The organism is Pandoraea communis (genome assembly GCF_902459745.1).
GTDB classification, from domain to species: domain Bacteria; phylum Pseudomonadota; class Gammaproteobacteria; order Burkholderiales; family Burkholderiaceae; genus Pandoraea; species Pandoraea communis.
The window spans coordinates 390,647-415,473 of the sequence record NZ_CABPSJ010000004.1 but is presented as its reverse complement, the minus strand read 5'-3'; the positions used below and the strand labels follow the sequence as shown (position 1 = coordinate 415,473).

Annotated in this window: 21 protein-coding genes; 11 read left to right on the top strand and 10 right to left on the bottom strand. The window is 64.3% G+C overall.

Annotation, left to right across the window (positions count from 1 at the left end):
- Nucleotides 1–153 precede the first annotated feature (153 nt).
- The 4 genes from PCO31110_RS16590 (at nucleotide 154) to aroG (ending at nucleotide 8,540) form a co-directional block, all read left to right on the top strand.
- Entirely contained in the window at nucleotides 154–4,539 is a 4,386-nt protein-coding gene (locus tag PCO31110_RS16590) for a YhdP family protein (RefSeq protein ID WP_150690904.1), read from the top strand.
- Between the two features lie 97 nt (nucleotides 4,540–4,636).
- On the top strand, nucleotides 4,637–5,488 hold the full coding sequence (locus PCO31110_RS16585) for a carbon-nitrogen hydrolase family protein (protein WP_150690903.1): 852 nt from the start codon (nucleotides 4,637–4,639) through the stop codon (nucleotides 5,486–5,488).
- Between the two features lie 59 nt (nucleotides 5,489–5,547).
- On the top strand, nucleotides 5,548–7,008 hold the full coding sequence (gene tldD / locus PCO31110_RS16580) for a metalloprotease TldD (RefSeq protein ID WP_010808262.1): 1,461 nt from the start codon (nucleotides 5,548–5,550) through the stop codon (nucleotides 7,006–7,008).
- 458 nt (nucleotides 7,009–7,466) lie between these two features.
- Nucleotides 7,467–8,540 carry a 3-deoxy-7-phosphoheptulonate synthase AroG gene (gene aroG / locus PCO31110_RS16575; RefSeq protein WP_010808261.1) on the top strand — a complete coding sequence of 358 codons (1,074 nt, stop codon included), beginning with the start codon at nucleotides 7,467–7,469 and terminating at the stop codon, nucleotides 8,538–8,540.
- Nucleotides 8,541–8,585: 45 nt separating this feature from the next.
- Here aroG and PCO31110_RS16570 read toward each other — a convergent pair whose 3' ends face one another.
- Nucleotides 8,586–9,149 carry a cob(I)yrinic acid a,c-diamide adenosyltransferase gene (locus tag PCO31110_RS16570; RefSeq protein WP_010808260.1) on the bottom strand — a complete coding sequence of 188 codons (564 nt, stop codon included), beginning with the start codon at nucleotides 9,147–9,149 and terminating at the stop codon, nucleotides 8,586–8,588.
- Nucleotides 9,150–9,494: 345 nt separating this feature from the next.
- On the opposite strand from PCO31110_RS16570, the gene PCO31110_RS16565 reads away from it, so the two are divergent.
- Genes PCO31110_RS16565 through glcE form a run of 4 tightly spaced genes read left to right on the top strand, consistent with a single transcriptional unit; the run spans nucleotide 9,495 to nucleotide 14,412 of the window.
- Nucleotides 9,495–10,916, top strand: coding sequence for an FAD-binding oxidoreductase (locus tag PCO31110_RS16565; RefSeq protein WP_010808259.1), 1,422 nt, complete (start codon nucleotides 9,495–9,497; stop codon nucleotides 10,914–10,916).
- A gap of 7 nt (nucleotides 10,917–10,923) precedes the next feature.
- On the top strand, nucleotides 10,924–12,459 hold the full coding sequence (locus tag PCO31110_RS16560; protein ID WP_150690902.1) for an FAD-linked oxidase C-terminal domain-containing protein: 1,536 nt from the start codon (nucleotides 10,924–10,926) through the stop codon (nucleotides 12,457–12,459).
- Nucleotide 12,460: 1 nt separating this feature from the next.
- Nucleotides 12,461–13,330 (top strand): ion transporter, encoded by an 870-nt coding sequence (locus tag PCO31110_RS16555; protein ID WP_010808257.1) that lies wholly within the window; start codon nucleotides 12,461–12,463, stop codon nucleotides 13,328–13,330.
- Nucleotides 13,330–14,412, top strand: a complete 1,083-nt coding sequence (gene glcE, locus PCO31110_RS16550; RefSeq protein ID WP_010808256.1) for a glycolate oxidase subunit GlcE — start codon at nucleotides 13,330–13,332, stop codon at nucleotides 14,410–14,412. Before PCO31110_RS16555 ends, glcE begins: the two co-directional genes overlap by 1 nt.
- 72 nt (nucleotides 14,413–14,484) lie before the next feature.
- Here glcE and PCO31110_RS16545 read toward each other — a convergent pair whose 3' ends face one another.
- Nucleotides 14,485–16,029 (bottom strand): aminotransferase-like domain-containing protein, encoded by a 1,545-nt coding sequence (locus PCO31110_RS16545; protein WP_246189866.1) that lies wholly within the window; start codon nucleotides 16,027–16,029, stop codon nucleotides 14,485–14,487.
- A gap of 177 nt (nucleotides 16,030–16,206) precedes the next feature.
- Between PCO31110_RS16545 and PCO31110_RS16540 the strand changes: the two genes are divergently transcribed.
- A complete protein-coding gene (locus PCO31110_RS16540) occupies nucleotides 16,207–16,668 on the top strand; it encodes a hypothetical protein (RefSeq protein WP_150690901.1) in 462 nt (153 codons plus the stop codon).
- A gap of 33 nt (nucleotides 16,669–16,701) precedes the next feature.
- Here PCO31110_RS16540 and PCO31110_RS16535 read toward each other — a convergent pair whose 3' ends face one another.
- Nucleotides 16,702–17,199 carry a glutathione peroxidase gene (locus PCO31110_RS16535; protein ID WP_150690900.1) on the bottom strand — a complete coding sequence of 166 codons (498 nt, stop codon included), beginning with the start codon at nucleotides 17,197–17,199 and terminating at the stop codon, nucleotides 16,702–16,704.
- A gap of 248 nt (nucleotides 17,200–17,447) precedes the next feature.
- Between PCO31110_RS16535 and PCO31110_RS16530 the strand changes: the two genes are divergently transcribed.
- Together PCO31110_RS16530 and proC are read left to right on the top strand one after the other, a co-directional pair.
- Nucleotides 17,448–18,161, top strand: a complete 714-nt coding sequence (locus PCO31110_RS16530; RefSeq protein WP_150690899.1) for a YggS family pyridoxal phosphate-dependent enzyme — start codon at nucleotides 17,448–17,450, stop codon at nucleotides 18,159–18,161.
- 82 nt (nucleotides 18,162–18,243) lie between these two features.
- The gene (gene proC, locus PCO31110_RS16525; protein ID WP_010808251.1) at nucleotides 18,244–19,056 is read left to right on the top strand and encodes a pyrroline-5-carboxylate reductase; all 813 of its coding nucleotides are present in this window, start codon (nucleotides 18,244–18,246) and stop codon (nucleotides 19,054–19,056) included.
- A gap of 123 nt (nucleotides 19,057–19,179) precedes the next feature.
- On the opposite strand, the gene ubiA is transcribed toward proC, so the two are convergent.
- The 7 genes from ubiA to PCO31110_RS25715 form a co-directional block, all read right to left on the bottom strand.
- On the bottom strand, nucleotides 19,180–20,046 hold the full coding sequence (gene ubiA / locus PCO31110_RS16520; RefSeq protein ID WP_150690898.1) for a 4-hydroxybenzoate octaprenyltransferase: 867 nt from the start codon (nucleotides 20,044–20,046) through the stop codon (nucleotides 19,180–19,182).
- 84 nt (nucleotides 20,047–20,130) lie between these two features.
- Nucleotides 20,131–21,525, bottom strand: coding sequence for a 4Fe-4S binding protein (locus PCO31110_RS16515; protein ID WP_010808249.1), 1,395 nt, complete (start codon nucleotides 21,523–21,525; stop codon nucleotides 20,131–20,133).
- 145 nt (nucleotides 21,526–21,670) lie between these two features.
- A complete protein-coding gene (locus PCO31110_RS16510; RefSeq protein ID WP_010808248.1) occupies nucleotides 21,671–22,507 on the bottom strand; it encodes an FTR1 family iron permease in 837 nt (278 codons plus the stop codon).
- Between the two features lie 59 nt (nucleotides 22,508–22,566).
- A complete protein-coding gene (locus tag PCO31110_RS16505; protein ID WP_370855835.1) occupies nucleotides 22,567–22,923 on the bottom strand; it encodes a cupredoxin domain-containing protein in 357 nt (118 codons plus the stop codon).
- A gap of 63 nt (nucleotides 22,924–22,986) precedes the next feature.
- On the bottom strand, nucleotides 22,987–23,610 hold the full coding sequence (locus PCO31110_RS16500; protein WP_010808246.1) for an iron transporter: 624 nt from the start codon (nucleotides 23,608–23,610) through the stop codon (nucleotides 22,987–22,989).
- A gap of 346 nt (nucleotides 23,611–23,956) precedes the next feature.
- Nucleotides 23,957–24,418: an Lrp/AsnC family transcriptional regulator gene (locus PCO31110_RS16495; protein WP_010808245.1), complete on the bottom strand. Its 462-nt coding sequence runs from the start codon at nucleotides 24,416–24,418 to the stop codon at nucleotides 23,957–23,959.
- Nucleotides 24,418–24,558 (bottom strand): hypothetical protein, encoded by a 141-nt coding sequence (locus PCO31110_RS25715; RefSeq protein ID WP_174979600.1) that lies wholly within the window; start codon nucleotides 24,556–24,558, stop codon nucleotides 24,418–24,420. The genes PCO31110_RS16495 and PCO31110_RS25715 overlap by 1 nt, the downstream gene beginning before the upstream one ends.
- Nucleotides 24,559–24,827 lie beyond the last annotated feature (269 nt).

Below are 24,827 nucleotides of genomic sequence, written 5' to 3'. Positions count from 1 at the left end.
ATGAGAATGAAGAGACTTTCGCATGCTTACCGAGGCGCGATGAAACGCCGGATCACATGTCTGTTTCTCCTACGGTCTGGCCTTCGGAGGGCCTTGGGCTTGTGTTACAGTCTTTGCCACAGAAACTACCACATTCCCTCGTAGACGCGCAGCATGACCGACCGTAAGCCGCCTGCCTCACCGACTGCGACCCGGTCCTGGTTCTCGTCACTGCCGCGTGGCTTGCGCCTAGGCCTGGAATGGCTGCTGGCGCTCATCGTCATCGGCTATTTCGGGCTGGGCGCCGTCGTGCTCACGACCCGGTACGTCATCCTTCCGCGCGTGTCGGATTACCGCCCGCAAATCGAGGCGGCCGCGACGCGCGCCATCGGCCTGCCCGTCACCATCGGCCGCGTCGACGCCGTCTGGCGCGGCTGGCACCCCTACCTCACGCTCGACGAAGTGCGCATCACGCGCGCCGCGCCCAGTGCACCGCCCAAGGCCTCGGCGATTCCCCGCGGGGCCACACCGGTGCCGAGCGCGCGCCGGACGACGCCATCCAAGGCGTCCGGTGCATCGGCACCTGCGGCGTCGGGCAATCCGCCCGGTACGCCACCGCCCGTCGAACCCAGCCTGACGCTGCACCGTCTCGACGCCGTGCTCTCGTGGACCAGCCTGATCCATTTCGACCTCCGTCTGTCGAGCCTCACGCTGTACGAACCGGATGTCACGGTCGAACGGCTCGCCGACGGCACGATCCTCGCCGCAGGCATACCCGTCACCGGTAACGGCGGCGCGACCAACACCAAGGCAGCCGACTGGCTCATGCGTCAGGCACGTATCGTTGTCCGCAACGGCACCGTGCGCTGGCGCGACGCCACACGAGATGTGCCCGAGGTGGTCGTCTCGCAGGTCAATGCGATGCTGCGCAATCGCGGCTTTGAGCACCGCTTCGGCATGCAGGCGAATCCGCCGGCGGGTATCGTCGCGCCGCTCGACATTCGTGCGCGCTTCACCAATCCGCTGTTCACCCGTCCCGGTGAAGTCAAACGCTGGCGCGGTCAGATCTACGGCGATATCGGCACGCTCGATCTGGCGCAGTTGGCCCGCTACGTCGACCTGCCAGGCAAGGGGTCGCGCGGCCGTGTCGCCGCCCGCGCATGGGTCGATTTCGACAGCGGTGCGCTCACGGGGGCCACGCTGCGCACCGCCGGCGAGAACACCTCGGTGCAATTGGCCGACGACCTGCCGCCACTCACCTTCGACACGACACAGGGCCGGATCGACGTGACCCGTGCAGGACCGCAGGCCGACGCCGGCTGGAATCTGCGCGCCCGCGATCTGACGTTGCAGGCCGCGGGCCGTCCGTCGCTCGATATCCCCGACCTGCGCGGCACCTATATCCCCGGCACCGATACGCGCGGTCTGCACGTGGCGCTCGCGGGCCCGCGCTTCGACATCGGCGCCGTCATGGCGCTCGTGCCGTCGCTGCCCATCGACAACCAGACGCGCGACGCGCTCGCGAGCTTCCGGCCGCGCGGCCGCCTGGCCAATTTCGATATCAGCTATCAGGCGCCCAAGCCCCACGGCCCGGGCAATTGGCGCGATCTGCCGGGCATCAAGCAACTCCCGCCCGAACGCGATCACTACCGGGTGGTGGCCGATTTCGAGTCGCTGGGCGTCGATAGCGCGCCGAGCCAGCATCCGCCCGCGTCTCCCGGCACCCCCAACGCGGGGCGCCCCGGCTTTGCCAACCTGAGCGGCCACATCGACGCCGATCAGTCGCGCGGCAGCCTGACGTTGAGCGCAAAGAACGCCACGCTCGATTTCCCCGGCCGCTTCGACCAGCCGCGCATCGACCTCGACACGTTCACCGCACGCACGTCCTGGCGTGTGTCCTACCCGGCGACCAAGCACGACGCCCCGGCGAATGTGCAGGTGCAGGTCGATGCCCTGCATCTGCAAAACGCCGAATTGTCGGGCGATGTGAGCGGCACATGGCATAACGGCGGCAAAGGCAACGGCATCGTCGACCTGAAGGGCAGCATCGTGCGCGCGAACGCCAATACGGTGCCTCGCTATCTGCCGACAGATATCGGTGCGAGCGTACGCGACTATTTGCAGCGTGCCCTGCTCGCAGGCACCGTGCAGAACGCGCCGTTCGCCGTGCAAGGCGATCTCGAGGACTTCCCCTACGGCAAGGGCGGTGGCAAGTTCCGCCTCGACATCCCGCTGGCGGACGTCACCTTCAACCCCTCGCCGTTGCGTCCGGGTTACACCGAAGTCTGGCCCGCCTTCGAGAAAGTGCGCGGCAATCTGCGCTTCGATGCCGACAAGCTGCACATCGCCATCGACAGCGGTTCGGTCTTTGGCGTGACGCTCACCCAGGTGCTGGGCGACATCAACGACATCGGACAGGACAACTCGGTGCTCACCCTCAAGGGCGACGCACGCGGCCCGGCCGCAGATTTCGTGAAGTACCTGAACAGCAGCCCGGTGGGCCACTGGATCGGCGACTTCACCGACGAGACGCGCGCGAACGGCACAACGCAGTTGGCGATGCAGTTGTCGATGCCGCTTGAGCACACCGACCGCTCGAAGGTCACGGGACGCGCGCGATTCCTGCGCAACGATGTCACGCTGCTGAGCGGGCTGCCGACGTTCGGCGCGGTGGACGGCGAACTGGCGTTCACCGAACGTGGCATCTCGCTCAACAATCTGCGCGGCACGTTCCTCGGCGGCGACGTGCGCGCCTCGGGCGGCAGTCGCGACGACGGCACCATCGCCCTGAACATCAACGGCACGATGAGCGCGCAGGGACTGCGCGAGAACCGTGAGAACGCCACGCTGGCGCAACTGGCCAAGCGTATGACGGGCAGCACGCCCTACACGGCAGCGGTCACGGTGCGTCAGGGCATGACCGATGTGGCCGTGCAATCCACGCTCGCCGGTCTGGCCGTGAACCTGCCGTCACCGCTGGGCAAGAGCGCCGAGACGGCGCTGCCCGCGCGCTTCACGTTGCGCCCGCAGGCGAACCCGGGCGGGCGCCGCATCGATACACTCGACTTCGCCATCGGCAGTGTGCAGGGTAACTACGTTCAGCAACGTGCCAGCGGCAATAGCGGACACGTCGAAGTGCTGCGCGGCGGTATCGGCATCAACCAACCGGTGCCGGCACCGCGCGATGGCGTGCAGGTCGCCGCGCAGTTCGACACGCTCGACGTGGACGCGTGGCGCGGTGTGATCGCGGCGCTCAGCAGCGATGCCGCCACGCCAGTCACGCCCGGCACGCCACCCGCTCCGGGCACCGCGCCCGCCTCCACGGCAGCCGCCGCACGCGACGAGTTCGGGGCAATCACGCCTTACCTGCCGACGCGTCTGGCGCTGCATGCCAAGCAGGTGCGCCTGATGTCGCGTCAGTGGCCGGAACTGGTTGTGGGCGCCCAACGCAGCGATCGCGACTGGCAGGTGAGCCTGGCGTCCGAACTGGTCTCCGGCTTCGCCGAATGGCATGCCCCGGATGCGAAGAACCCTTCGGGCGCCATCCGCGCACGGCTGGCGAAACTGGTGATCCCGCGCGAAGACCACGGCAACGACGTGCTCACGGAAGTTCTCGACGAGCCGAGCGACGAATTCCCGGCCATCGATCTCGTCGCCAACGATTTCGTGCTGCGCGACAAGCCACTGGGCCGCCTGCAGTTGAATGCGTACAACGATATCGAGGACGGCGTGCCCGTGTGGCAGCTCACCAAGCTGGAACTGAGCAACAGCGCCGCCACGCTCGACGTCAAGGGCAACTGGCGCACGGCGCGCCGCCGCGCGGCGGCAGCAGGCAGTGACGACGATGTGCCTCGACGCACGGTGCTCGACTTCAATCTCAACGTCAAGGACGCGGGCGGGCTGCTTGATCGTCTGGGCCTGCCCAAGACACTCAAGGACGGCTCGGGCACCGTCTCGGGCCGCTTCGGCTGGCGCGGCGGCCCCGACGCCATCGATTACCCCACGCTCGGCGGCAAAGTCGCGATCGACCTCAAGCGCGGGCAGATTCTGAAGGCCGACCCCGGACTGGCCAAGCTGCTGGGCATTCTGTCGGTACAGACGCTCGCCAAGATTCTGACGTTCGACTTCAACAGCGTGATCGGCAGCGGTCTGCCGTTCGACAGCATCGAAGGCAACGCCACCATGCAAGCCGGTGTGGCGAACACCGATGATCTGACCATCAATTCCAGTACGGCGACGATCAAGATCGACGGGCACACCGACCTCGCCCGCGAGACGCAGGACCTGAACGTGCTGGTGTTGCCGAAAATCAATGCGGCATCGGCGTCGCTTGCGTGGGCCATCATCAACCCTGCGCTGGGCATCGGCTCGTTCTTTGCGCAACTGGCGTTGGGCGAGCAGCTCTCGCGTACGCTCTCGACGACCTATCATGTGACGGGCTCCTGGGACAATCCGGTCATCGGACAGGGCAGCGGCAATAAGAGTAAGATCGACGCATCCCCGGTCACTCGGCCTGACGCGCAAAACAGCGTCCCGCCGATAGGTATGCGCGGGAACTGAGCGCATCCGGAGGCTTCCGATACGCTCTGCTTGAAACGCTTGTAACCCCGACGCCTGTAAGCCCGACACGGTTATCCGCTCTGAATCCAGCCATTCCATGACGAGTCCCGACACGAAGTCAGCCGCCGTACCCGCGCCCGCCGGCGCCATTGCGCGCGTCGCGGCCGCGCAAATGGTGAGTGCCCCCGACGTCGAACGAAACCTCCGCGAAGCCGACCGTCTGGTCGCCGAGGCGGCAGACGCCGGCGCGCAACTGGTACTGCTGCCCGAGTACTTCTGCTACATGGGCCGGCACGACACCGACAAACTCGCGTTGCGCGAGACCCCGGGCGACGGGCCGATTCAGGACTTTCTCGCCGAAACCGCCCGCCGTCACGGCGTGTGGCTCATCGGCGGCACGCTGCCGCTGGCCGCGCCCGAACCGGAGCGCGTGCTCAACACCACGCTGGTCTTCGGCCCCGACGGTACGCCGGCCGCGCGCTACGACAAGATTCACCTGTTCAACTTCGTCAAAGGCGAAGAAGCCTACGACGAAGCGCGCACCATTCGGCCGGGCGATGCCGTACGCACGTTTGAAGCGCCGTTCGGGCGCGTGGGCCTGTCGGTCTGCTACGACCTGCGTTTTCCCGAGTTGTACCGTGCCATGGGCGACTGTACGCTCATGGTCGTACCCGCCGCCTTTACCTACACGACGGGCCGTGCGCACTGGGAACTCCTGCTGCGTGCGCGGGCCATCGAGAATCAGTGTTACATGCTGGCGTCCGCACAGGGCGGCCACCACGAAAACGGGCGGCGCACCTGGGGGCATTCCATGCTGATCGACCCATGGGGCGACATCGTCGCCCAGCGAGAAGCGGACGGCGCCGGCGTGGTCATTGGCGACATCGACCCGGCCCGGATGACCGGTGTACGTCAGAGCCTGCCCGCGTGGCGGCATCGCGTGCTGTAAGGTTGATTTCCCCGATTCCGCCCTCATTTACCGAATACATTTCCTTGGCCTGACACCGCATGAAAATCATCGATACCGGCATCCAGAACCTGGCCACGGCCCGCGAGCTGCTGCTCACGCCATACGGCCTCGACGAAAGCCACCTGCAACGCGCACTTGGCGACATTTTCACGCACCGCGTGGACTACGCCGACCTGTACTTCCAGTACACGCGCAGCGAAGCGTGGAGCCTCGAGGAAGGCATCGTGAAATCGGGTTCGTTCTCGATCGATCAGGGCGTGGGTGTGCGTGCCATCGTGGGCGACCGCACCGCTTTCGCCTACTCCGACGACATCTCCGACATCGCCCTGAAGGACGCGGCCGCTGCGACTCGCAGCATCGCCACGGCCGGACGCGGACGTGTGAAGGTCGGCAGCAAGCTCGCCAACGCCGCCGGTAACGGGCTCTACCTGCCGTCCGATCCGCTGGCCTCGCTCGACGCCAACGGTAAGGTGGCATTGCTCGAGCGCATCGAAAAGCTGGCCCGTGCGCGTGATCCGCGCGTGCAGCAAGTCATGGCGGGTCTGGCCGGGGAATACGACGTCGTGCTGGTGGCGCGCAGCGACGGCGTGATCGCCGCCGATGTGCGCCCGCTCGTGCGCGTGTCGGTCACCGTCATCGTCGAAGCCAACGGACGCCGCGAAATCGGCAACAGCGGCGGCGGCGCACGCCTCGACTACGCTTATTTCACTGACGAACTGCTCGAAAAGTACGTCCAGGAGGCGGTAGACGGTGCCATCGTCAAACTCGACGCGCGCCCGGCACCGGCCGGTGCGATGACTGTCGTGCTCGGACCGGGCTGGCCCGGCGTGCTGTTGCACGAGGCCATCGGTCACGGGCTGGAGGGCGACTTCAACCGCAAGGGTTCCTCGGCGTTCTCCGGACGCCTCGGCGAACGTGTGGCCGCCAAGGGCGTCACGGTGGTTGACGACGGCACGCTGTCGAACCGCCGCGGCTCGCTGAACATCGACGACGAAGGCAATGCGACGCAGTGCACCACGCTCATCGAAGACGGGATTCTGCGTGGCTACATGCAGGACAGCCTGAATGCGCGTCTGATGAAGATGCCGGTCACGGGTAACGGCCGTCGCGAGTCGTACGCCGCGCTGCCGATGCCGCGCATGACCAATACGTACATGCTCGGCGGCGACAAGGACCCCGAGGAAATCATCGCGTCGGTCAAGCATGGTCTGTATGCCGTGAACTTCGGCGGCGGACAGGTCGACATCACGAACGGCAAGTTCGTGTTCTCGATGTCCGAGGCTTACATGATCGAAGATGGCAAGATCACGTATCCGGTCAAGGGCGCCACGCTGATCGGCAACGGCCCCGAATCGCTCAAGGATGTGACGATGATCGGCAACGATATGTCGCTCGATTCGGGCGTCGGCGTGTGCGGCAAGGAAGGCCAGAGCGTGCCTGTGGGCGTTGGCCAGCCGACGCTGCGCATGGAAAACATGACGGTCGGCGGCACGGCGTAAGGCGCAGCCGGCGCGTCCAATGTCACGCGTCGGATGGCGCACCGCAAAAAATGCGTAAAGCATAGCAAAGCGCCCGGGTCAAACCGGGCGTTTTCGCATGTTTATCAAATATCACGCTCACTTGAAGCAAATATACCGAACAAAATGCAATATTTCCGCGCGTTTTCCCGCCGTTCAGCGGCCTGACACGGTTGCAGCGTCATTCGATTAGGCGTATAAAGTGGTTCCAGTGCACGGCAAAATGCTTGCCATGCAATGTCAACGACATCCCTCATGACCGCCAATAAGTTTTATTTTTACTTTTTTGCGAATCTCACACCGCTGGCGGAAGGAGAGGGGGAGTTGCAGCAGTAAGCACCGAAACGAATCCTGAAAAACCGCCAGCGAGTCTGGCGGTTTTTTTTTGACCCGCATCCCGAGAATCGCACCGCAGTCCGTACTGCCCAGGAGAAAAAAGCATGCCTCCCCACAACACCGATGATGTTCGTATTCGTGAGCTCAAGGAACTGACGCCGCCGGCGCATTTGATTCGCGAGTACCCCTGCTCGGAAAAGAGCGCGGACCTCATCCATCGCACGCGCAGTGCCATTCACCGCGTGCTGCATGGTATGGATGACCGCCTCGTCGTCATCATCGGCCCGTGCTCGATCCACGATACGAAAGCCGCACTGGAATATGCTGCGCGTCTGGCCGAGCAGCGCGAGCGCCTGAAGGGCGAACTTGAGATCGTGATGCGCGTGTACTTCGAGAAGCCGCGCACGACGGTGGGCTGGAAGGGTCTGATCAACGACCCGCACATGGATAACAGCTTCAAGATCAACGACGGCCTGCGCCTCGCGCGCGAACTGCTCGCCCAGATCAACGCAATGGGGCTGCCGGCCGGTACGGAATACCTCGACATGATCAGCCCGCAGTACATCGCCGATCTCGTGTCGTGGGGCGCCATCGGCGCACGCACCACCGAATCGCAAGTGCACCGAGAACTGGCGTCGGGCCTCTCGTGCCCGGTCGGCTTCAAGAACGGCACGGACGGCAATGTGAAGATTGCCGTCGACGCCATCAAGGCCGCATCGCAGCCGCACCATTTCCTGTCGGTGACCAAGGGCGGCCATTCGGCCATCGTGTCGACGTCGGGCAACGAGGACTGCCACCTGATCCTGCGCGGCGGCAAGGCGCCCAACTACGACGCGGCCAGCGTGCAGATCGCCTGCGACGACATCGCCAAGTCGGGGTTGGCCGCGCGCGTGATGATCGACGCATCGCACGCCAACAGCCAGAAGAAGCACGAGAACCAGATCCCGGTGTGCGAGGACATCGCACGCCAGATCGCCGGTGGCGACGACCGCATTATTGGCGTGATGGTCGAGTCGCACCTCGTTGCCGGCCGTCAGGATCACGTGCCGGGCAAGCCGCTGACCTACGGTCAGAGCATCACCGATGCCTGCATCGACTGGGAAGACAGCCTGAAGGTGCTCGATACGCTGGCCGACGCCGTGCGCGCGCGCCGTCTGGCTCGCGGCACAGGCAACTGATGTCGGGGGGCGCAGCCAGGGCGGCAATCAGAGCCGCGCTGAGCCTTACTGCGCCCCGCCCTCGGCCCGGTCGCGCTGCCACAGCACGTCGGTGCCGCCGCCCGCACGGTTCAGTACCCGGGCAAGTACGAACATCAGATCGGACAACCGATTGACGTACTGGCGCGGCGCGGGGGCCACCGTCTCTTCGGCACCGAGCGCCACCATGGCGCGCTCGGCCCGGCGCGACACGGTCCGCACCACGTGCGCCAGCGCCGCAGCACGCGTGCCGCCCGGCAGAATGAATTCCTTCAGACTCGGCAGATCGGCGTTGTAATGCGCCAGCCAGCCATCGAGCTTGGCCACCTGCGCATCGACAAGCAACGTGTGACGCGGCATGCTCAATTCCCCGCCGAGATCGAACAGATCGTGCTGAATATCGAGCAGCATGGCACGCACGTCCGGCGGCAGGTCTTCGCACAGCAACACGCCAATGTGTGAATTGGTCTCGTCGATCTCGCCGATGGCGACGATACGCAGACTGAATTTGTCCACGCGTGCGCCGTCCCCAAGGCCGGTCTTGCCACCGTCGCCCGTGCGGGTGACGATCTTGCTCAAACGATTACTCATCCTCTGACACCTACCCCTTACGGCATATCTTGCCTGCCGGCGCCCCACGTTCGGCCGCCGGACGACCTGCCTTCTTTGATTGAAATTGACCACCGCTGCCCTCGCTGCCCATTTTTCAGGCAATTCCGATGGCGTGCCTTGGCGGCAAGTCCGTATGATATGACGCAAAGGGTGCGGAAAAACGCCGTCACGGCGTAAAATCCCCGCTCATGAGGTGTCAGGGTATGGGCCCGCCGAACCGTTGACCGTTCGGTGCTGTCGGCCAGTGCCCGAGACCCCACACCCGATATGGAGCCTGCCATCGCCTGCTGGCGCTGGCCGCCCGGAGACCTGAAGGAGAAAACCGTGAATCACCCCCATCTGCCGTTCGCCGCCAAGCGTCCCTTTCCGGACGCCCTGCTTACCGAGTTGCAAGCCCTGCTGGGCGAGCGTGTGAGCACCAAGGAGGCACTGCGCGAGCATCACGGCAGGGACGAGTCTCCGTTCGACCCCATGCTGCCCGACGCCGTCGCCTTCGCGCACAGCACCGACGAAGTCTCGCAGATCGTCAAACTGTGTGCCAAGTACGACGTCCCCATCATTCCGTACGGCGCCGGCTCGTCGCTCGAAGGGCACCTGCTCGCTGTCGAGGGCGGTCTGTCGCTCGATCTCTCGGAAATGAATCAGGTCGTGTCGATCAATGCGGAAGACCTGACCGTCACCGCGCAACCGGGCATCTCCCGCAAGGCGCTCAACGAAGCCCTGCGCGACACCGGCCTGTTCTTCCCGATCGACCCCGGCGCCGACGCCAGCATTGGCGGCATGTGTGCTACGCGCGCTTCCGGCACCAATGCCGTGCGTTACGGCACGATGCGCGAGAACGTACTCGCGCTGAGCGTCGTGCTCGCAGACGGCCGCGTGATCCACACTGGCACGCGTGCACGCAAATCCTCTGCCGGTTACGACCTCACGCGCCTGTTCGTCGGCAGTGAAGGCACGCTGGGCATCATCACCGAAGCGACGGTGCGTCTGTATCCGCAGCCGGAAGCCGTATCGGCCGCGATCTGCTCGTTCCCCAGCATGACGGATGCCGTGAACTGCGTTATCCAGACGATTCAGTTGGGCGTGCCGGTGGCGCGCGTCGAGTTCGTCGATGCACTGGCCGTGCGCGCCATCAACAAGCATTCCAAGATGGAACTGCCCGAGACGCAAACGCTGTTCTTCGAATTCCACGGCAGCAATGCCGGTGTGAAGGAGCAGGCGGAGACCGTCGAGGAACTGGCCAGGGAAAACGGCGGTACCGGCTTCGAATGGGCCACGCGCACCGAAGACCGCAACCGTCTGTGGGCCGCGCGTCATAGCGCGTACTTCGCGATGCTCCAGCTCAAGCCGGGCTGTCGCGCGGTCACGACGGACGTCTGCGTGCCGATCTCGCGTCTGGCCGAGTGTGTCAGCGAGACCGAGGAAGATCTGCGGGCGTCGAGTTTGCCGTGCCCGATCGTGGGTCACGTCGGCGACGGCAATTTCCACGTGGCGATCCTCATTGATCCGGCCAAGCCCGAAGAGATCGAAGAGGCCGAACGGCTCAACCAGCGCATCGTCGAGCGCGCGATCCGCATGGGGGGCACATGCACGGGCGAGCACGGTGTGGGCCTGCACAAGATGGGCTTTCTCGTGACCGAGCACGGCGAAGGCGCCATCGATGTCATGCGCGCGATCAAGACCTCGCTCGATCCGCACAATCTGCTCAATCCGGGCAAGATTTTCCGGTTGCGCCCGGCGGGCTGAGCGCCGCATGAACGCGCCCGTCACCCCGCAAGGTCAATCCGGCCCGCTCCAGGCGGGTGGCGCGTCCAATGACGCCGACGCCCTCGAGGCGCGTCAGCGTCAGTTACTCGACGCGCTCACCCAGATCCTGCCGCCGCATTGCATTCTGCATCGCCGCGAAGACACCACGCCTTACGAGTGCGATGGTCTCGCCGCGTATCGCCGCGTGCCGCTCGCCGTCGTGCTGCCCGAGTCCGAATCGCAGGTTCAGCGCATTCTGCAGGCCTGCCATCAGTTGGGCATTCCGGTGGTACCACGCGGCGCGGGCACGAGCCTCTCTGGCGGCGCGATGCCCATCTCCGATGGTCTGGTGCTCTCGCTCGCCAAGTTCAAGAAGATTGTCGAGGTCGATCCTTACGCGCGGACGGCGACCGTGCAGCCGGGCGTTCGCAATCTGGCGATCTCGGAGGCGGCCGCGCCTTACGGCCTGTATTACGCACCTGATCCGTCGTCGCAGATCGCCTGCACCATCGGCGGCAATGTGGCGGAGAATTCGGGCGGTGTGCACTGCCTGAAGTACGGCCTGACGGTGCACAACGTGCTGCGCGTGCGCGCCATCACGATGTCCGGCGAAGCGATCGAATTCGGCTCGCTCGGCCCCGATGCGCCCGGACTCGATCTGCTGTCGGTGTTCATCGGCAGTGAGGGGATGTTCGGCGTGGTGACGGAAATCACCGTCAAGCTGGTGCCCAAGGCACAGACGGCACAGATGATCATGGCGAGCTTCGACGATGTGGAGACCGGTGGTAACGCCGTGGCGGCGATCATCGCGGCCGGCATCATCCCCGCCGGACTCGAAATGATGGACAAGCCGGCCACACAAGCCGTCGAGGAGTTCGTTCACGCCGGATACGACCTTGAAGCCGCGGCGATCCTGCTGTGCGAATCGGACGGCACGCCGGAAGAAGTCGCCGAGGAAGTCATGCGCATCTCCCATGTGCTGCGCACGTCGGGCGCGACACGGTTGCAGATCTCTCGCAGTGAGGAAGAGCGCCTGCGCTTCTGGTCGGGACGCAAAAATGCGTTCCCCGCGGCCGGACGCATTTCGCCGGACTATTACTGCATGGATGGTACGATTCCTCGCCGGGCGATTGGGACGTTACTCAAACGCATCGAGGGTCTGGAACAACAATACGGATTGCGCTGTATTAACGTCTTTCACGCGGGAGACGGCAACATGCATCCGCTCATTCTTTTCAACGGCAACGACCTCGACGAATGGCATCGCGCCGAAGCGTTCGGTTGCGACATTCTCGAAGCGTGCGTCGAACTCGGCGGCACCATCACGGGCGAACACGGCGTGGGCATCGAAAAGATCAACTCGATGTGCGTGCAGTTCTCGGCCGAGGAGCGCGACGCCTTCTTCGGCGTGAAGCGCGCGTTCGATCCGGTCGGGCTGCTCAATCCGGACAAGGGAATTCCCACACGAGCCCGTTGCGCCGAATACGGCAAACTGCACGTGCGCGGCGGCCTGCTGCCACACCCCGACCTGCCGAGGTTCTGATATGCGCCCGCTGTCAGAGTGGATGCCGCACGATTGGCGGCAGCGGCTGTACATCATCATCTTCGAGGCCGATACGCGCGAAGGGCGGCTGTTCGACATCGCGCTGCTTATCGCCATCGTGCTGTCGGTGCTTACGGTAATCGTCTCGAGCGTGCCTGCCGTGCAGGCTACGGCATCGCTGCCGATGGCGATTCTCGAGTGGTTCTTTACCCTGCTCTTTACGGCCGAGTACATCGCGCGGCTGCTGAGCGCGCATCGACCGCTGCGTTACGCGCTGTCGTTCTACGGCATCATCGATCTGCTCTCCATTCTGCCGACATATCTCGCAATTCTCGTGCCCGAACTGCATGGGCTGATCGACGTGCGTTTGCTGCGTCTGATGCGCGCGTTCCGGATTCTGAAGCTCACGGCGTATGTGAACGAAGCCGGTGTGCTTAGCGTCGCGCTCTACAACGCGCGCCGCAAGATCCTCGTGTTTCTCGGGTTCATCTCGATCATCGTGGTGATCTTTGGCACGCTCATGCACATCATCGAGGGACCGCAGCACGGTTTCACGAGCATTCCGGTGGGCATCTACTGGGCCATCGTCACGCTCACGACCACCGGCTATGGCGATGTGGTGCCCGTCACCGGACTGGGCAAGGCGATCACCGGCTTCGTGATGCTGCTCGGTTACAGCGTGATTGCCATTCCCACCGGCATCATGGGTGCCGAAATCCATTCGGCCATGCGCAAGAATGCCGTCACCACACGCACCTGCCAGCAATGCCTGACCGAAGGGCACGACGCCGATGCGAGCTACTGCAAGCACTGCGGCAGCGAGCTGGCCCCCTATCAATCCGACACGCCACCGCCGCCAGAACCGAGCTGATGACCGACACGAACGACACTCTCGAGAACTTCCGCGCCGTCATCGAACATGCCACGGCACGCCGTGCACCGCTTCAGCTTCGTGGCGGCGGCACCAAGGCGTGGTACGGCCAACAACGCGTGGGGGACGTGCTCGACACACGCGCCTACCGCGGCATCGTGGCCTACGACCCGGCAGAACTGGTCATCACGGCGCGCTGCGGCACGCCGCTCGCCGACATCGAGACGGCGCTCGCCGAACGCAGTCAGTTGCTGCCGTTCGAGCCGCCCTACTTCGGGCCGGGGGCGACGATCGGCGGTGCGGTGGCTGCCGGGCTCGCCGGGCCTCGCCGCAGTGCCGTGGGCGCCGTGCGCGACTTCGTACTCGGCGCCAAATTGATGGACGGGCGCGCTCACGTGCTGAATTTCGGCGGTCAGGTGATGAAGAACGTCGCCGGTTACGACGTCTCGCGCATGCTCGCCGGCTCGCTGGGCACGCTGGGCCTGATTCTCGAAGTGTCGCTCAAGGTGTTGCCGCAGCCATTTGCCGAACTGACGCTGCAATTCGAAATGAACGCCATCGATGCCGTGCGCAAGCTCAATGAATGGGGCGGGCAACCGTTGCCGATCACAGGCAGTGCGTGGCGCAACGATTTGCTGGTGATTCGTCTGGCGGGGGCATCGGCAGCGATCAAGGCCGCGCGCGTGAAGATGGGCGGGGAATTGGTCGACGCCATTCACGCCGCCAAGTTCTGGCACGCGATCCGCGAGCAAACGGACAGCTTCTTCGCCGATGCGGGGCCGGGCCAGGCACTGTGGCGTCTGGCCGTGCCGTCGACCGCCGAACCTCACCGCTTGCCTGGCAAACAACTCATCGAGTGGGGTGGCGCGCAGCGTTGGTGGATTACCGACGCCGACGCGCAGATCGTGCGTTCGGCGGCGCGGCAGGACGGCGGACACGCCACACTCTTCCGCTATGGTGAGCCCGGTGTGGGTGTGTTCACGCCCCTGCCCGCACCGCTCATGCGCATCCACCGCAATCTGAAGTCGGTGTTCGACCCGGCGGGCATCTTCAATCCGGGGCGGATGTATCCGGAGTTCTGAGCGCATTCACGGCAATATGCAGCGGTATGGCGCGATATGCCGCAGCGCGCCGGGCCTTATCCTCCCGCCCGCTCAGCCATTCGTATCCAGCAAGCGCGAGACTTCCGTCGCCAGTGTGCGCACCGCCTTCTCGACCTCTCGCGTGAACGGCTGACCGCCGTTGATGCGCAGGAAATGGTCGTAGCGCGACGAGTTCGAGAAAAGACTGCCCGGTGCGACACGAATCCCTTTGGCGAGCGCCGCATCGAACAGTCGCTCCGAGCTGACGCTGCCCGGCATCTCCACCCACAGGCTCAGTCCACCGGCGGGCAATGTCAGACGGGTGCCCGCCGGGAAATGGGTGGCAATCGCTTCGGCCATCGCCGCCCGATGCTCGCGTAGCTGCGCCCGCAAGCGGCGCAGGTGACGATCGTAGCGGGGCGAATCCATGAATTCGCCCATCGCGATCTGCGCGAGCGCTTCGTTCGGGCGCGTCTGCGCGTACTTGAGCATCTCCACTCGCCACTGCCACTTGCCGCCCGCGATCCAGCCGAGCCGCATGCCCGGCGCCATCGTCTTGTGCAGCGATGCGCAGTGAATCACGTTGCCCGACGTATCCCATGAGCGGATGGCTGCCGGAATATTGCCGTCATCGCCCAGCGCCGAGTAAGTGTCGTCTTCGATGATCGCCACGCCGCGCGACTCCGCCCACTTCACCAACCGCGCCTTGTGCGAATCGGGCATGACCGACCCGAGCGGATTCTGGAAATGCGGCACGACGATCACGGCCTTGATGTTGTCGTAGGTCTCGCTCGCCAATTGAAGCGCTTCGAGCGAGATCCCCGTCTGAGGACTCGTGGGAATTTCGAGCGCCCGCATGCCCATGCTCTCCAGCGTTTGCAGCAGCGCGTAGTACGTCGGCGATTCGACGGCGACCACATCGCCCGCCGATGCCACCGCGCGCAGCGCGAGATTGATCGCCTCGATACAGCCGTGCGTGACGACGATTTCCTCGGGATTGATGTTCATGCGCGCTTCGAGCGCGCGCCGGGCAATCGCACAACGGAAACGCGCTTCTCCACCACCGGGAGGCGGCGTGCCGTAGAGCAGCGGGTTATCGCGCAACGCCCGGATGGTGGCCTGCCGAAGTTCGTTGACCGGGTAGAGCGACGGGGAGCCATGGGCGACCGCGAAATTGACTTTGACGTCCGCCTGAAGCCCTCTCGCGAGGATCGACGACACGCGCTGATTGATACCCACGTACTGCATCAGATCGGGCACCCACGGACGCGGTTCGGCCACCGGCACGAGGCTCGCACGAGCAGGTGTGCGCACGAAGTAGCCCGAACGCGGACGTGCCTCGAGCACCCCCAGCGCCTCCAGATGGCGGCATGTCTGCAAGGCCGTCGATAGACTGACCTGATGCCGCTCCATCAAGGTGCGCACACTCGGCATGCGGTCGCCCGGCGCGAGCGTGCCCGCCTCGATGGCGTGGCGGTAATGGTCGGCTAGCTGACGATATAGCGGCGTGCGGTCCTCCGAAGCCGGTGGCGTCGGGGCGGCGGGAGATGCCTTCGGAGCGTCCGCGATGAGCGGCTCGGTGTCCGGGGCGGCGAGCGTGGGGGTAACGGCGTCCATGCGCAGATGATCGGGTATTGCACACGACCATAACAGATACAGATTCGTTGAATCGGCATCGTAACAGATTGCCGGAAGCCGCTCTGTTACGCGCGAAACAGCGCAACTGTGTGCCTACCGGGAGCGTCTGGCGACCGATACGCTGTACCCATCTGTTCAACGCCCCCGGAGCCCCTCATGGCAAAGCCCCAGTCGCCCCTCTTTTCTTCCGATTCGACGCGGGTACGAGATATCGGCGACGCCAGGCGCGCCGACTGGCCGTTGTCCCGGCCGCGCGTCGCCTTGCCGGCCAACGCCGAAAGCGGCTCGCCTGCCCAGCTCCCGTCACACCTCTCTCTGGCACGCGGGCAATCGTTTTACGCCTATGTGGGCCTTGGCACAGTGCTCCATATCGAGCGAGGGGATGTTCTGCTCACGGCAGCGCCGCGCTGGCTGGCGGCGAGCTTCTGGCGACGCGCCGTCTCGCTGACCGCCGGGCAGGTCTATGTGGCCGAGACGTCTGGCTGGCTGACGTTGAGCGCTGCCACGGATGCCCGCGTTGCCCTGCGTGAAGACGTCGCCGAAGCCCATCGCCGCGCGGGGCTGCGCGCTTACGCTGCTCGTGTGCGGCAGATCGTTCGCAAGTCATTCGGATTCTGAGTCAGTCCCGGCGCCTGACCGAATGCCTCTCGTTCAGGCCGGCAGCAGCTTCTCGATGTCCGCACGGATGGCTTCGGGCTTTGCCGTCGGCGCATAACGCGCCACCACGTTGCCCTGCGCGTCGACGAGAAACTTCGTGAAATTCCACTTGATCGCCTTCGTCCCCAGCACGCCTCGCTTTTCCTGCGTGAGATAGGCGTAGAGCGGTGCGGCGTCCGGCCCTTTGACGTCGACCTTGGCGAACATCGGGAACGTGACGTGAAAGCGTAGATCGCAGAAGCTGCGAATGGCCTGCGCGTCGCCCGGCTCCTGCTTGCCGAACTGATTGCACGGAAACGCGAGCACCTCGAAACCCCGCGGGCCGAGCTGTTCGTAGAGCGTCTGCAGACCAGCGTACTGCGGCGTGAAACCGCACTCGCTCGCCGTGTTGACGATCAGCAGTACCTTGCCACGGTACTGCGACAGGCTGACGGTTTCGCCCGACAGCGTCTGGACTGAAAAATCGTACACATGCTGCGAATTCGCGTTCATCTATGGCTCCCTGTCGATGTTGGCACCGCGAAGTCTGCCACAAGCCGCAGGCCATGACCGTTCGATGTGCGTCAGGCTCACTGAATGACTAAAACAGCGCAAACGGGGGCGGGTAGCACCTCGTTTTTTCCCGGGTAGCACCTCGGGCGCGGGCACAGCTATAATCGTTGACCTGCAATGCCGTTGCAACGCCCCCCGCGCCAACGACGCCGCCCTACAGACGCCCTACCGACGCCCGAACCTGCCTCATGTCGACCATCGCAGCACATCTCGACGATGTTCTCTCCCGGATCGCCCGTGCCACTGCCGACGCCGGCCGCCCGGCGGGTAGCGTGCATTTGCTCGCCGTCTCGAAGACGTTTGGCGCCGATGCCGTGCGCGACGCGCTCGCCGCCGGACAGCGCGCTTTCGGCGAGAACTACGTGCAGGAGTCGCTCGACAAGATGGCCGCACTGTCAGGAGAGACGGTCGGCGGCCGACCGCTCGAGTGGCATTTCATCGGCCCATTGCAAAGCAACAAGACGCGGCCGGTGGCGGAACATTTCGACTGGGTGCATTCGGTCGATCGACTGAAGATCGCCGAACGGCTGAGCGCCCAACGGCCAGCGAACCTCCCGCCCCTGCAAGTCTGCCTGCAAGTCAACATCAGCGGCGAAGCGAGCAAGAGCGGTGTCGCGCCTGCGGACGTGCCCGCAGTCGCGCGCGCCGTCGCCGCCCTGCCGAATCTGCGACTGCGCGGCCTGATGGCAATTCCCGAACCCGAAGACGATCCGGCTCGCCAACGCGCACCGTTCAAGGCCGTGCGCGAGTTGTTCGACGCGCTGCGCGCCGATGGACTGGCCCTCGACACACTGTCGATGGGCATGTCGGGCGATCTCGAGGCCGCAATTGCCGAGGGTGCGACAATGGTGCGTGTTGGCACCGCTATTTTCGGTGCGCGCGATTACGGCCCTCGGGCCTGATCGCGGCGTGCCCCGGCGGCGAGCGCCTCGTGACGGCTCACCGCAGTAAGAGGTAATGACATACGCAACGCAAAGGATGGTTATGAGAATTGCATTCATCGGCGGCGGCAATATGGCCAATGCCCTGATCGGCGGACTCGTCAAGCGCGGCACTGCCCCGCGCGACATTCTCGCGATCGACGTCAACGAATCGACCCGTGAAGGCCTCGCCAAACAGTATGGCGTCGAGACCGCCAGCGCCCCCAACGACCGCCTGCGCGATTACGACACACTCGTGCTGGCCGTCAAACCGCAAGTGCTCAAGGACGTCGCGCAAGCCCTCCAACCGCACCTGAACGGCCAACTGGTCATCAGCATCGCAGCGGGCATTCGCGCATCCGATCTGGCCCGCTGGCTCGGCGGCCATAACCAGATCGTGCGCTGCATGCCGAACACGCCCGCGCTGATCGGCATGGGCATCACCGGTCTGGCCGCACTCTCGGGCGTCGATTCCGACCAGCGCAAGCGTGCAGAGAATGTGCTGGGCGCCGCAGGGCAAATCGTCTGGGTCCAAAAGGAAAGTCAGCTCGACGGCGTGACGGCCATCTCGGGCAGCGGCCCGGCATACGTGTTCTATTTCATCGAAGCGCTGGAGCAGGCAGCTCAGGAACTGGGCTTCACGCCCGAGCAGGGACGCCAGTTGGCCATCGCCACGTTCACCGGGGCATCGCAACTGGCCGCGCAGTCGAGCGAGCCGGTGAGCGTGCTGCGTGAGCGCGTGACGTCCAAGGGCGGTACGACATTTGCCGCGCTTAGCTCGTTCGAGCGCGACGCCATCAAGGCTGCCATCGTGCGCGGCGTGCAGGCGGCGAACACCCGTGCCAAGGAACTCGGCGACGAGTTGGGCGACGCCTGACACGCGCTCGTCAGACGCAGCAAAGACAAACGGCCCGCATGCGGGCCGTTTTGTTTGGCATGTCTGCCTGACGATGCGTGAGCGCGACGCACGCAGTGGATGCAGCGAACGCTGCGCCCGCGCTTATGCCGTCAGCAGATAATGTCCGGCGATGCCCGCGAAGACGGCGGCACCGAGCCAGTTGTTGTGACGGAACGCCGCAAAGCACGGCATGCGCTCGCGTCCGCGAATCAGGAAGTAGTGGTAAATGGCGAAGCTCACCGCCACGGCCATGCCCAGCCAGAACGGCCAGCCGAAGCCCAGATACACGCCGACGCCCGCCTGAATGCCGAGTGCGCCGGCGTAACAGAGCATGATCGCCAGCACGTCGAAGCGTCCGAACGTGATCGCCGACGTCTTGATGCCGATCTTCAGGTCGTCGTCGCGATCGACCATCGCATATTCGGTGTCGTACGCCACCGACCAGAACACATTCGAGAGCAGCAGCACCCATGCGACGGCCGGCACCTGATCCTGCACGGCAGCGAAAGCCATCGGAATGCCGAAACCGAACGCCACGCCGAGATAGGCCTGCGGAATCGCCAGAAAGCGCTTGGTGAACGGATAGGTGCCCGCGACGAACAGCGCGGGAATCGACAACCCCTTGGTCAGCGCGTTGAGCGGCAGAATCAGCAGGAAGCTCACGAGTGCGAGCGTCGCGGCCACGGCGAGCGCTTCCCATGCGCGAATGCGTCCCGACGTGATCGGACGCTCTTTCGTGCGTTTGACGAACTTGTCGAAGTCGCGGTCGGCGTAATCGTTGATGGCGCAACCCGCCGAGCGCATCAGGAACGTGCCGAGCGTGAAGATCGCGAGCAGCAGCGGGTCGGGATGCCCGTTCGATGCAATCCACAGCGCCGCGAGCGTCGGCCACAGCAGCAGCACGGTGCCGATCGGCTTATCGAGGCGAACGAGGCGGAAATAAAGCGGAAGGCGTTGAGCGAGCAACATGGGCGTCACACAGAAAGACTTGTGGCGACATTGTAGGCTACGGGCCGAATGCTCGCCATCGGGACGCGCTACTCACCCGCCGCGTCACCAGATCCAGAACATCAGCAGCCAGAGCCAGTTGACTAGCGCCAGCGCCGCCACGACACCCGCCATGCCGGCCAGACGGCGTCCGAACGAGCGTGCGTGACGGCCGGTCACGCGCCAGCCCAGCCACAGACTCCACAGCGTGGTCGCGGCGAGAATGGCCGCGCGCACGTCGTTTGCCCAGTACACCGGCAGATGTTCGGCGCGCAGCAGGCTGATCGTCGTGGCCGACAGACCGATGAACACCCCGGCCCCGGCGATCGGAATGAGCGACTGCACCAGATGATTGAATCGCGACGTCTGCCACGGTCCCATCGCCCGGTTGGCCAGCGCGAAGATGATCGTGAAGGCCAGGCCCAGCAGCAGGCCGTTGCCCAGGATGTAAGTGACGACCATGCCGCCGTCGAGCCACGTGAAGACGTCGCTCTGATCGGGGTAATTGGTGAACACGAACCACGGGGCGTTCGTCTCGAACGGCCACATGATGTTGTGATCGATGAGCCACGTGGCCAGCACGGTCTTGGTGGCGACGAACCACGGATTCACCGTCCAGTGGAACGCGCCGATGGCCACGCCGAGCAAACCGTACATGACGAGCACGCTGTCCCACACACTATTGTTCTCGGTCGCACCGAACTTCACGATCTCTTCGCTCGGCGAGCGGCTCGTGAGTTCGATGGCGTCGCGATGCCCGGCGCAACGCCCGCACATATGGCACTGCGCCCCACCCTTCATGTTGCGCAGCGGCACGAGCGGCGCGCAGTTGATCGGGATGATCTTGTGGCCGTTAGTGTGATACGACCGGCGCCAGGCGTCTTCGTTGACCTTGAAGTGGAACGGCGCCAGACGCGCCAGCAGCGAGAACACGCCGTTGACCGGGCACAGATACTTGCACCACACGCGCTTGTCGCGCCCGTAGAAATAGCCGATCACCATCGCGCCGACGGTCGAACCGCCGAGCACCAGCAGCACGGCCTTCGGATATTGGTAGACGCTGACCATCTGACCGTAGAGGGTCGTGCCGGCGAAGGCCACGAACGGCCAGCCGCCCCAGCGCATCCAGCGGGGAATGGCGCGCCCGCGCCCATGGCGGCTCGCAAATTCCGAGAGCGTGCCTTCCGGACACAGCACTCCGCACCAGACACGTCCCATGAGCACCATGCTGATGAGCACGAACGGCCACCAGATGCCCCAGAACGTGAACTGCGCGAAGACGGTGAGGTTATCGAGGATGTGCGCCGTTTCGTCAGGCAACGGCATCATGACCGGCACGCAGATGAGGAACGCATAAACCAGCACGACGCCCCACTGCACGCCACGTATCAGCTTGCCGTGGCGTTGCATCCAAAGGCCCAGTCTGGCCAGTCGGTTCGGGACAGGTATGGCGATGCTCATGCTCAACTCGTACGTCGGGGAATGACCTACCGGCTAACGGCGCTTATCGATTCGGCGGATCTTGCGGACCCTGCCCGGACGCTTCCGTTCAGACCGTTGTGGCGCACCGGCCGGGACGCATTCCCCGCCGGTGCGCGTGACCCGCTCACGCGGGCTTGACCTGCTTGGGCGGAGCGCCTGCCCGTTTGAGCAGCGCCCACGTGAACATCCAATACACTGCGTACACCAACAGATTCATGCCGGCCGGATGCGCGCGATACCCCGTCAGGGTGGCGACGAGGCTGCCGAACGGGCTGGCATCGTCAAGAATCGCGGAAGTATCCCACAGTTGGTCGACCAGCGTCGGTACAAGCTCGAGCGAGATCAGACGATCAAGCCCCGACTCGAGCAGCCCCGCCGCCAGGAACAGCAGCATGATTTCGGTGACGCGGAAGAACAGGCGCCACGAGAAGATCTTTCCGCCCAACTGCAACAGCCAGAACGTGAACAGCGCCAGCACGAAGCCGATCAGCACCGCGAGCCACATCGACAGCGGCACGCTGCCTTGCTGGCCGAAGCCGATGCCATACAGAAAGATGGCCGTCTCGCTGCCTTCGCGAGCAATGGCCAGCGCTACCAGCACGAGCACGCCCCACCATGTGCCCTGATCCTGGTTTTTCTGCAGCGACGATTCCATGTCGCGCTTGAGCGTTCGCCCGTGACGCTTCATCCAGAAGACCATCTGCACGATCAGCACGCAGGCGATCAACACCATGGCGGTCTGGAAGTAATCCTGCGCGTCGCCCGAAAGCACTTCGGTGAAGCCGACGAGTGCGGCGCCCAGCGCCACGGCTGCTGCGATGCCAAGTGCGACGCCGGTCCAAAGATAGGGCAGGCCGCGCTTGGCACCGTGCTCCGGGTTCGCCAGCCAGGCATGGAGAATGCCGACAACCAGCAATGCCTCGACGCTTTCGCGCCAGACGATGAACATGACCTGACCCATCGGGTGATTCCTCTCGTGATGCGTGTCTTACCGTGTGACTGAAACGACTTCCGCGTGGCCTACTTGGCGACGATCACGCCTTGCGCCTGCTGATGGAAATCGTCGAAAAACTTGTACTCGCCCGGCTGCAGCGGCGAGATCACCACAAACGACTGCGCGCCCGGTGCCAGCACCTTTTCCTTGCGCAGTTGCAGACTTTCAAACTCGACGGCATTCGTTCCGGTGTTGTGCACCTCGATCTTGATGCGTTTGCCGGCCGGCACTTCGATGCGCGCCGGGTTGAGCTTGCCGTTGTTCATTTCCAGCTTGAAGGTGGGCAAGTCGTCGGCATGAGCGAGCGATGCGCCGCCCAATGCCAACAAAGTCGCCACCAAGGCCGCCATCGTGGCCAGCAGGCGCGCGATGCGCTGATTCATCCTTGTGCTCCAAACGAAAACAGCGCTGGCCCCAGGCCAACGCTGAATCAGGGTTATGCAGGCTTAGTAGCCACCCTTCTTGCCAATACCCGAGAAAGTGAAATCGACTTCCTTGGTAATCGGCTTGAACCACGGACCCACGCCCGTTTCCTTGTCGACGTGACGGCCGAAGCACCACGGGCCCATGCCGCCATGCCCGGCGTGCGCGCCTGCGGCCGCCGTGCCGCCCATCTTGCAACCGAATTCCTGCAGCGTGCCCGGCGCGTTCACGACCATCGTCAGCTTGTACTTGCCAACGCCCGCCAGCTTGACGTTATCGCCATAGTGCGGACCATCGCTCGCGACCATCGGCATCATCAAACCTTCAATGGCAGCGCCATCGGCGGTCTTGCCGTCGCTCTTCATCTTTTGCAGCTTGTACGTGATTTCCAGACCGGGAACCCAGTCGCCTTCGGCGTAACCGTTCGGGTTCTTGGCGATCGCGTGAATGTCTGCCTCGAGGTGGATGTCCGACTTGGCGGCATCGCGCATCATGCCAGCCGGCTCCATCGTGACCGGCTGGAGATACACCGTATTGATTTCCATGCCCGCCACATTCAGCGGTTTGCCAATGGGAAACTCGGCAGCCTGAGCCAGGGTGGCCGCACCGGCAAGCAACACCGCTGCCACGAGGGATTTCACGCGCATACGCACTCCAGATGGATGAATAAGTTAATGCAAACAATTCTCAATAAGTTTAGCACCTTCGCCACCGTCAGACAAACGCGCGAAGTCAAGGCAACACGGGGAGAAACGGGAAATTCGAGGGGTGCGCCAGTACCGGCGGGATCGCTCAGCGATTCTTAGTGGCCGTTTACGGAAAATTACCGGCGGCAGAATTGCACGATTTGCTGAAAATTTCGAGCCTGCGGGCGCATACCAGCCTTGTCACCCGCCATTATCGGCGCACGCCACCGCGCGGCACCTCAGCGGCCAAGTCCTGGTCCAGCTAACGAATCAGGTCAAAGCAACGCGGTGCACTGCCCGGCAACGTTCAGGGCAGCACACCGCCTCGATCGATTTTCCGGGCCAGCACGACCGACGTCGTAGTGCGGGTCACGCCGTCGATCTCACCAATGGTGTCGAGCAGTCCGTCGAGTTGATCCGGTGATGCGGCGTGCAGCCAGGCCACATAGTCGAACTCCCCGCTGACGGTACACAGCAAGTGAACCTCGGGCATCTTGTTCAGACGCCGCATCACGTCGCGCCCGGAGCGCGGCTGCACGCTAATGCCCACGCAGGCCTGCAACCCGCCGCCTGCGGCATCCTGCCCCAGCCGCACGGTATAGCCAGCGATGACCCCGGCCTGCTCGAGCCGGCCGATGCGAGCCACCACGGTGGTGCGCGCCACACCGAGGCGACGCGCCAGATTGGCCGTACTCTCGCGCGCATTCACGCGCAACAGCGCGAGCAGGCTACGGTCGAGTTCGTCGAGTGCCGTCGTAGACAACGTCATCAGACTTCGCCCTTTAAGTCGCCGCCACCATGGAACGTCACGCCGCGCCGGACAGGCTCGCGCCCGATTTCCTCGTCCCGATATCGCATGTCCGGAGCGTGCGCCGCCGCGCGCTCGCCGCAGTCGTTGATCTGTTGCATGTTTTTCCGTCGAGAGATGCCGGGCGAGGCAAAAGACCGGCAAAGCGCGATTATAAAACCATGCCGTCGTGTCAGGCGGTCCGTCGCCTCTCACAACGAGAGATACGATGACAAGCCTGCGAAACCCGCTGCCATCAACCTGTCGTTGAGGTCGCCTCACGCAATCCGAAGTGCCCCGCCCCACGGCGCAAACGCCCTTTAACCCTTGTCCAATCAAGGCCATAGCCAAGGGTATCTCCCCAACGGCAGGCTATTGACAACGCCGATTG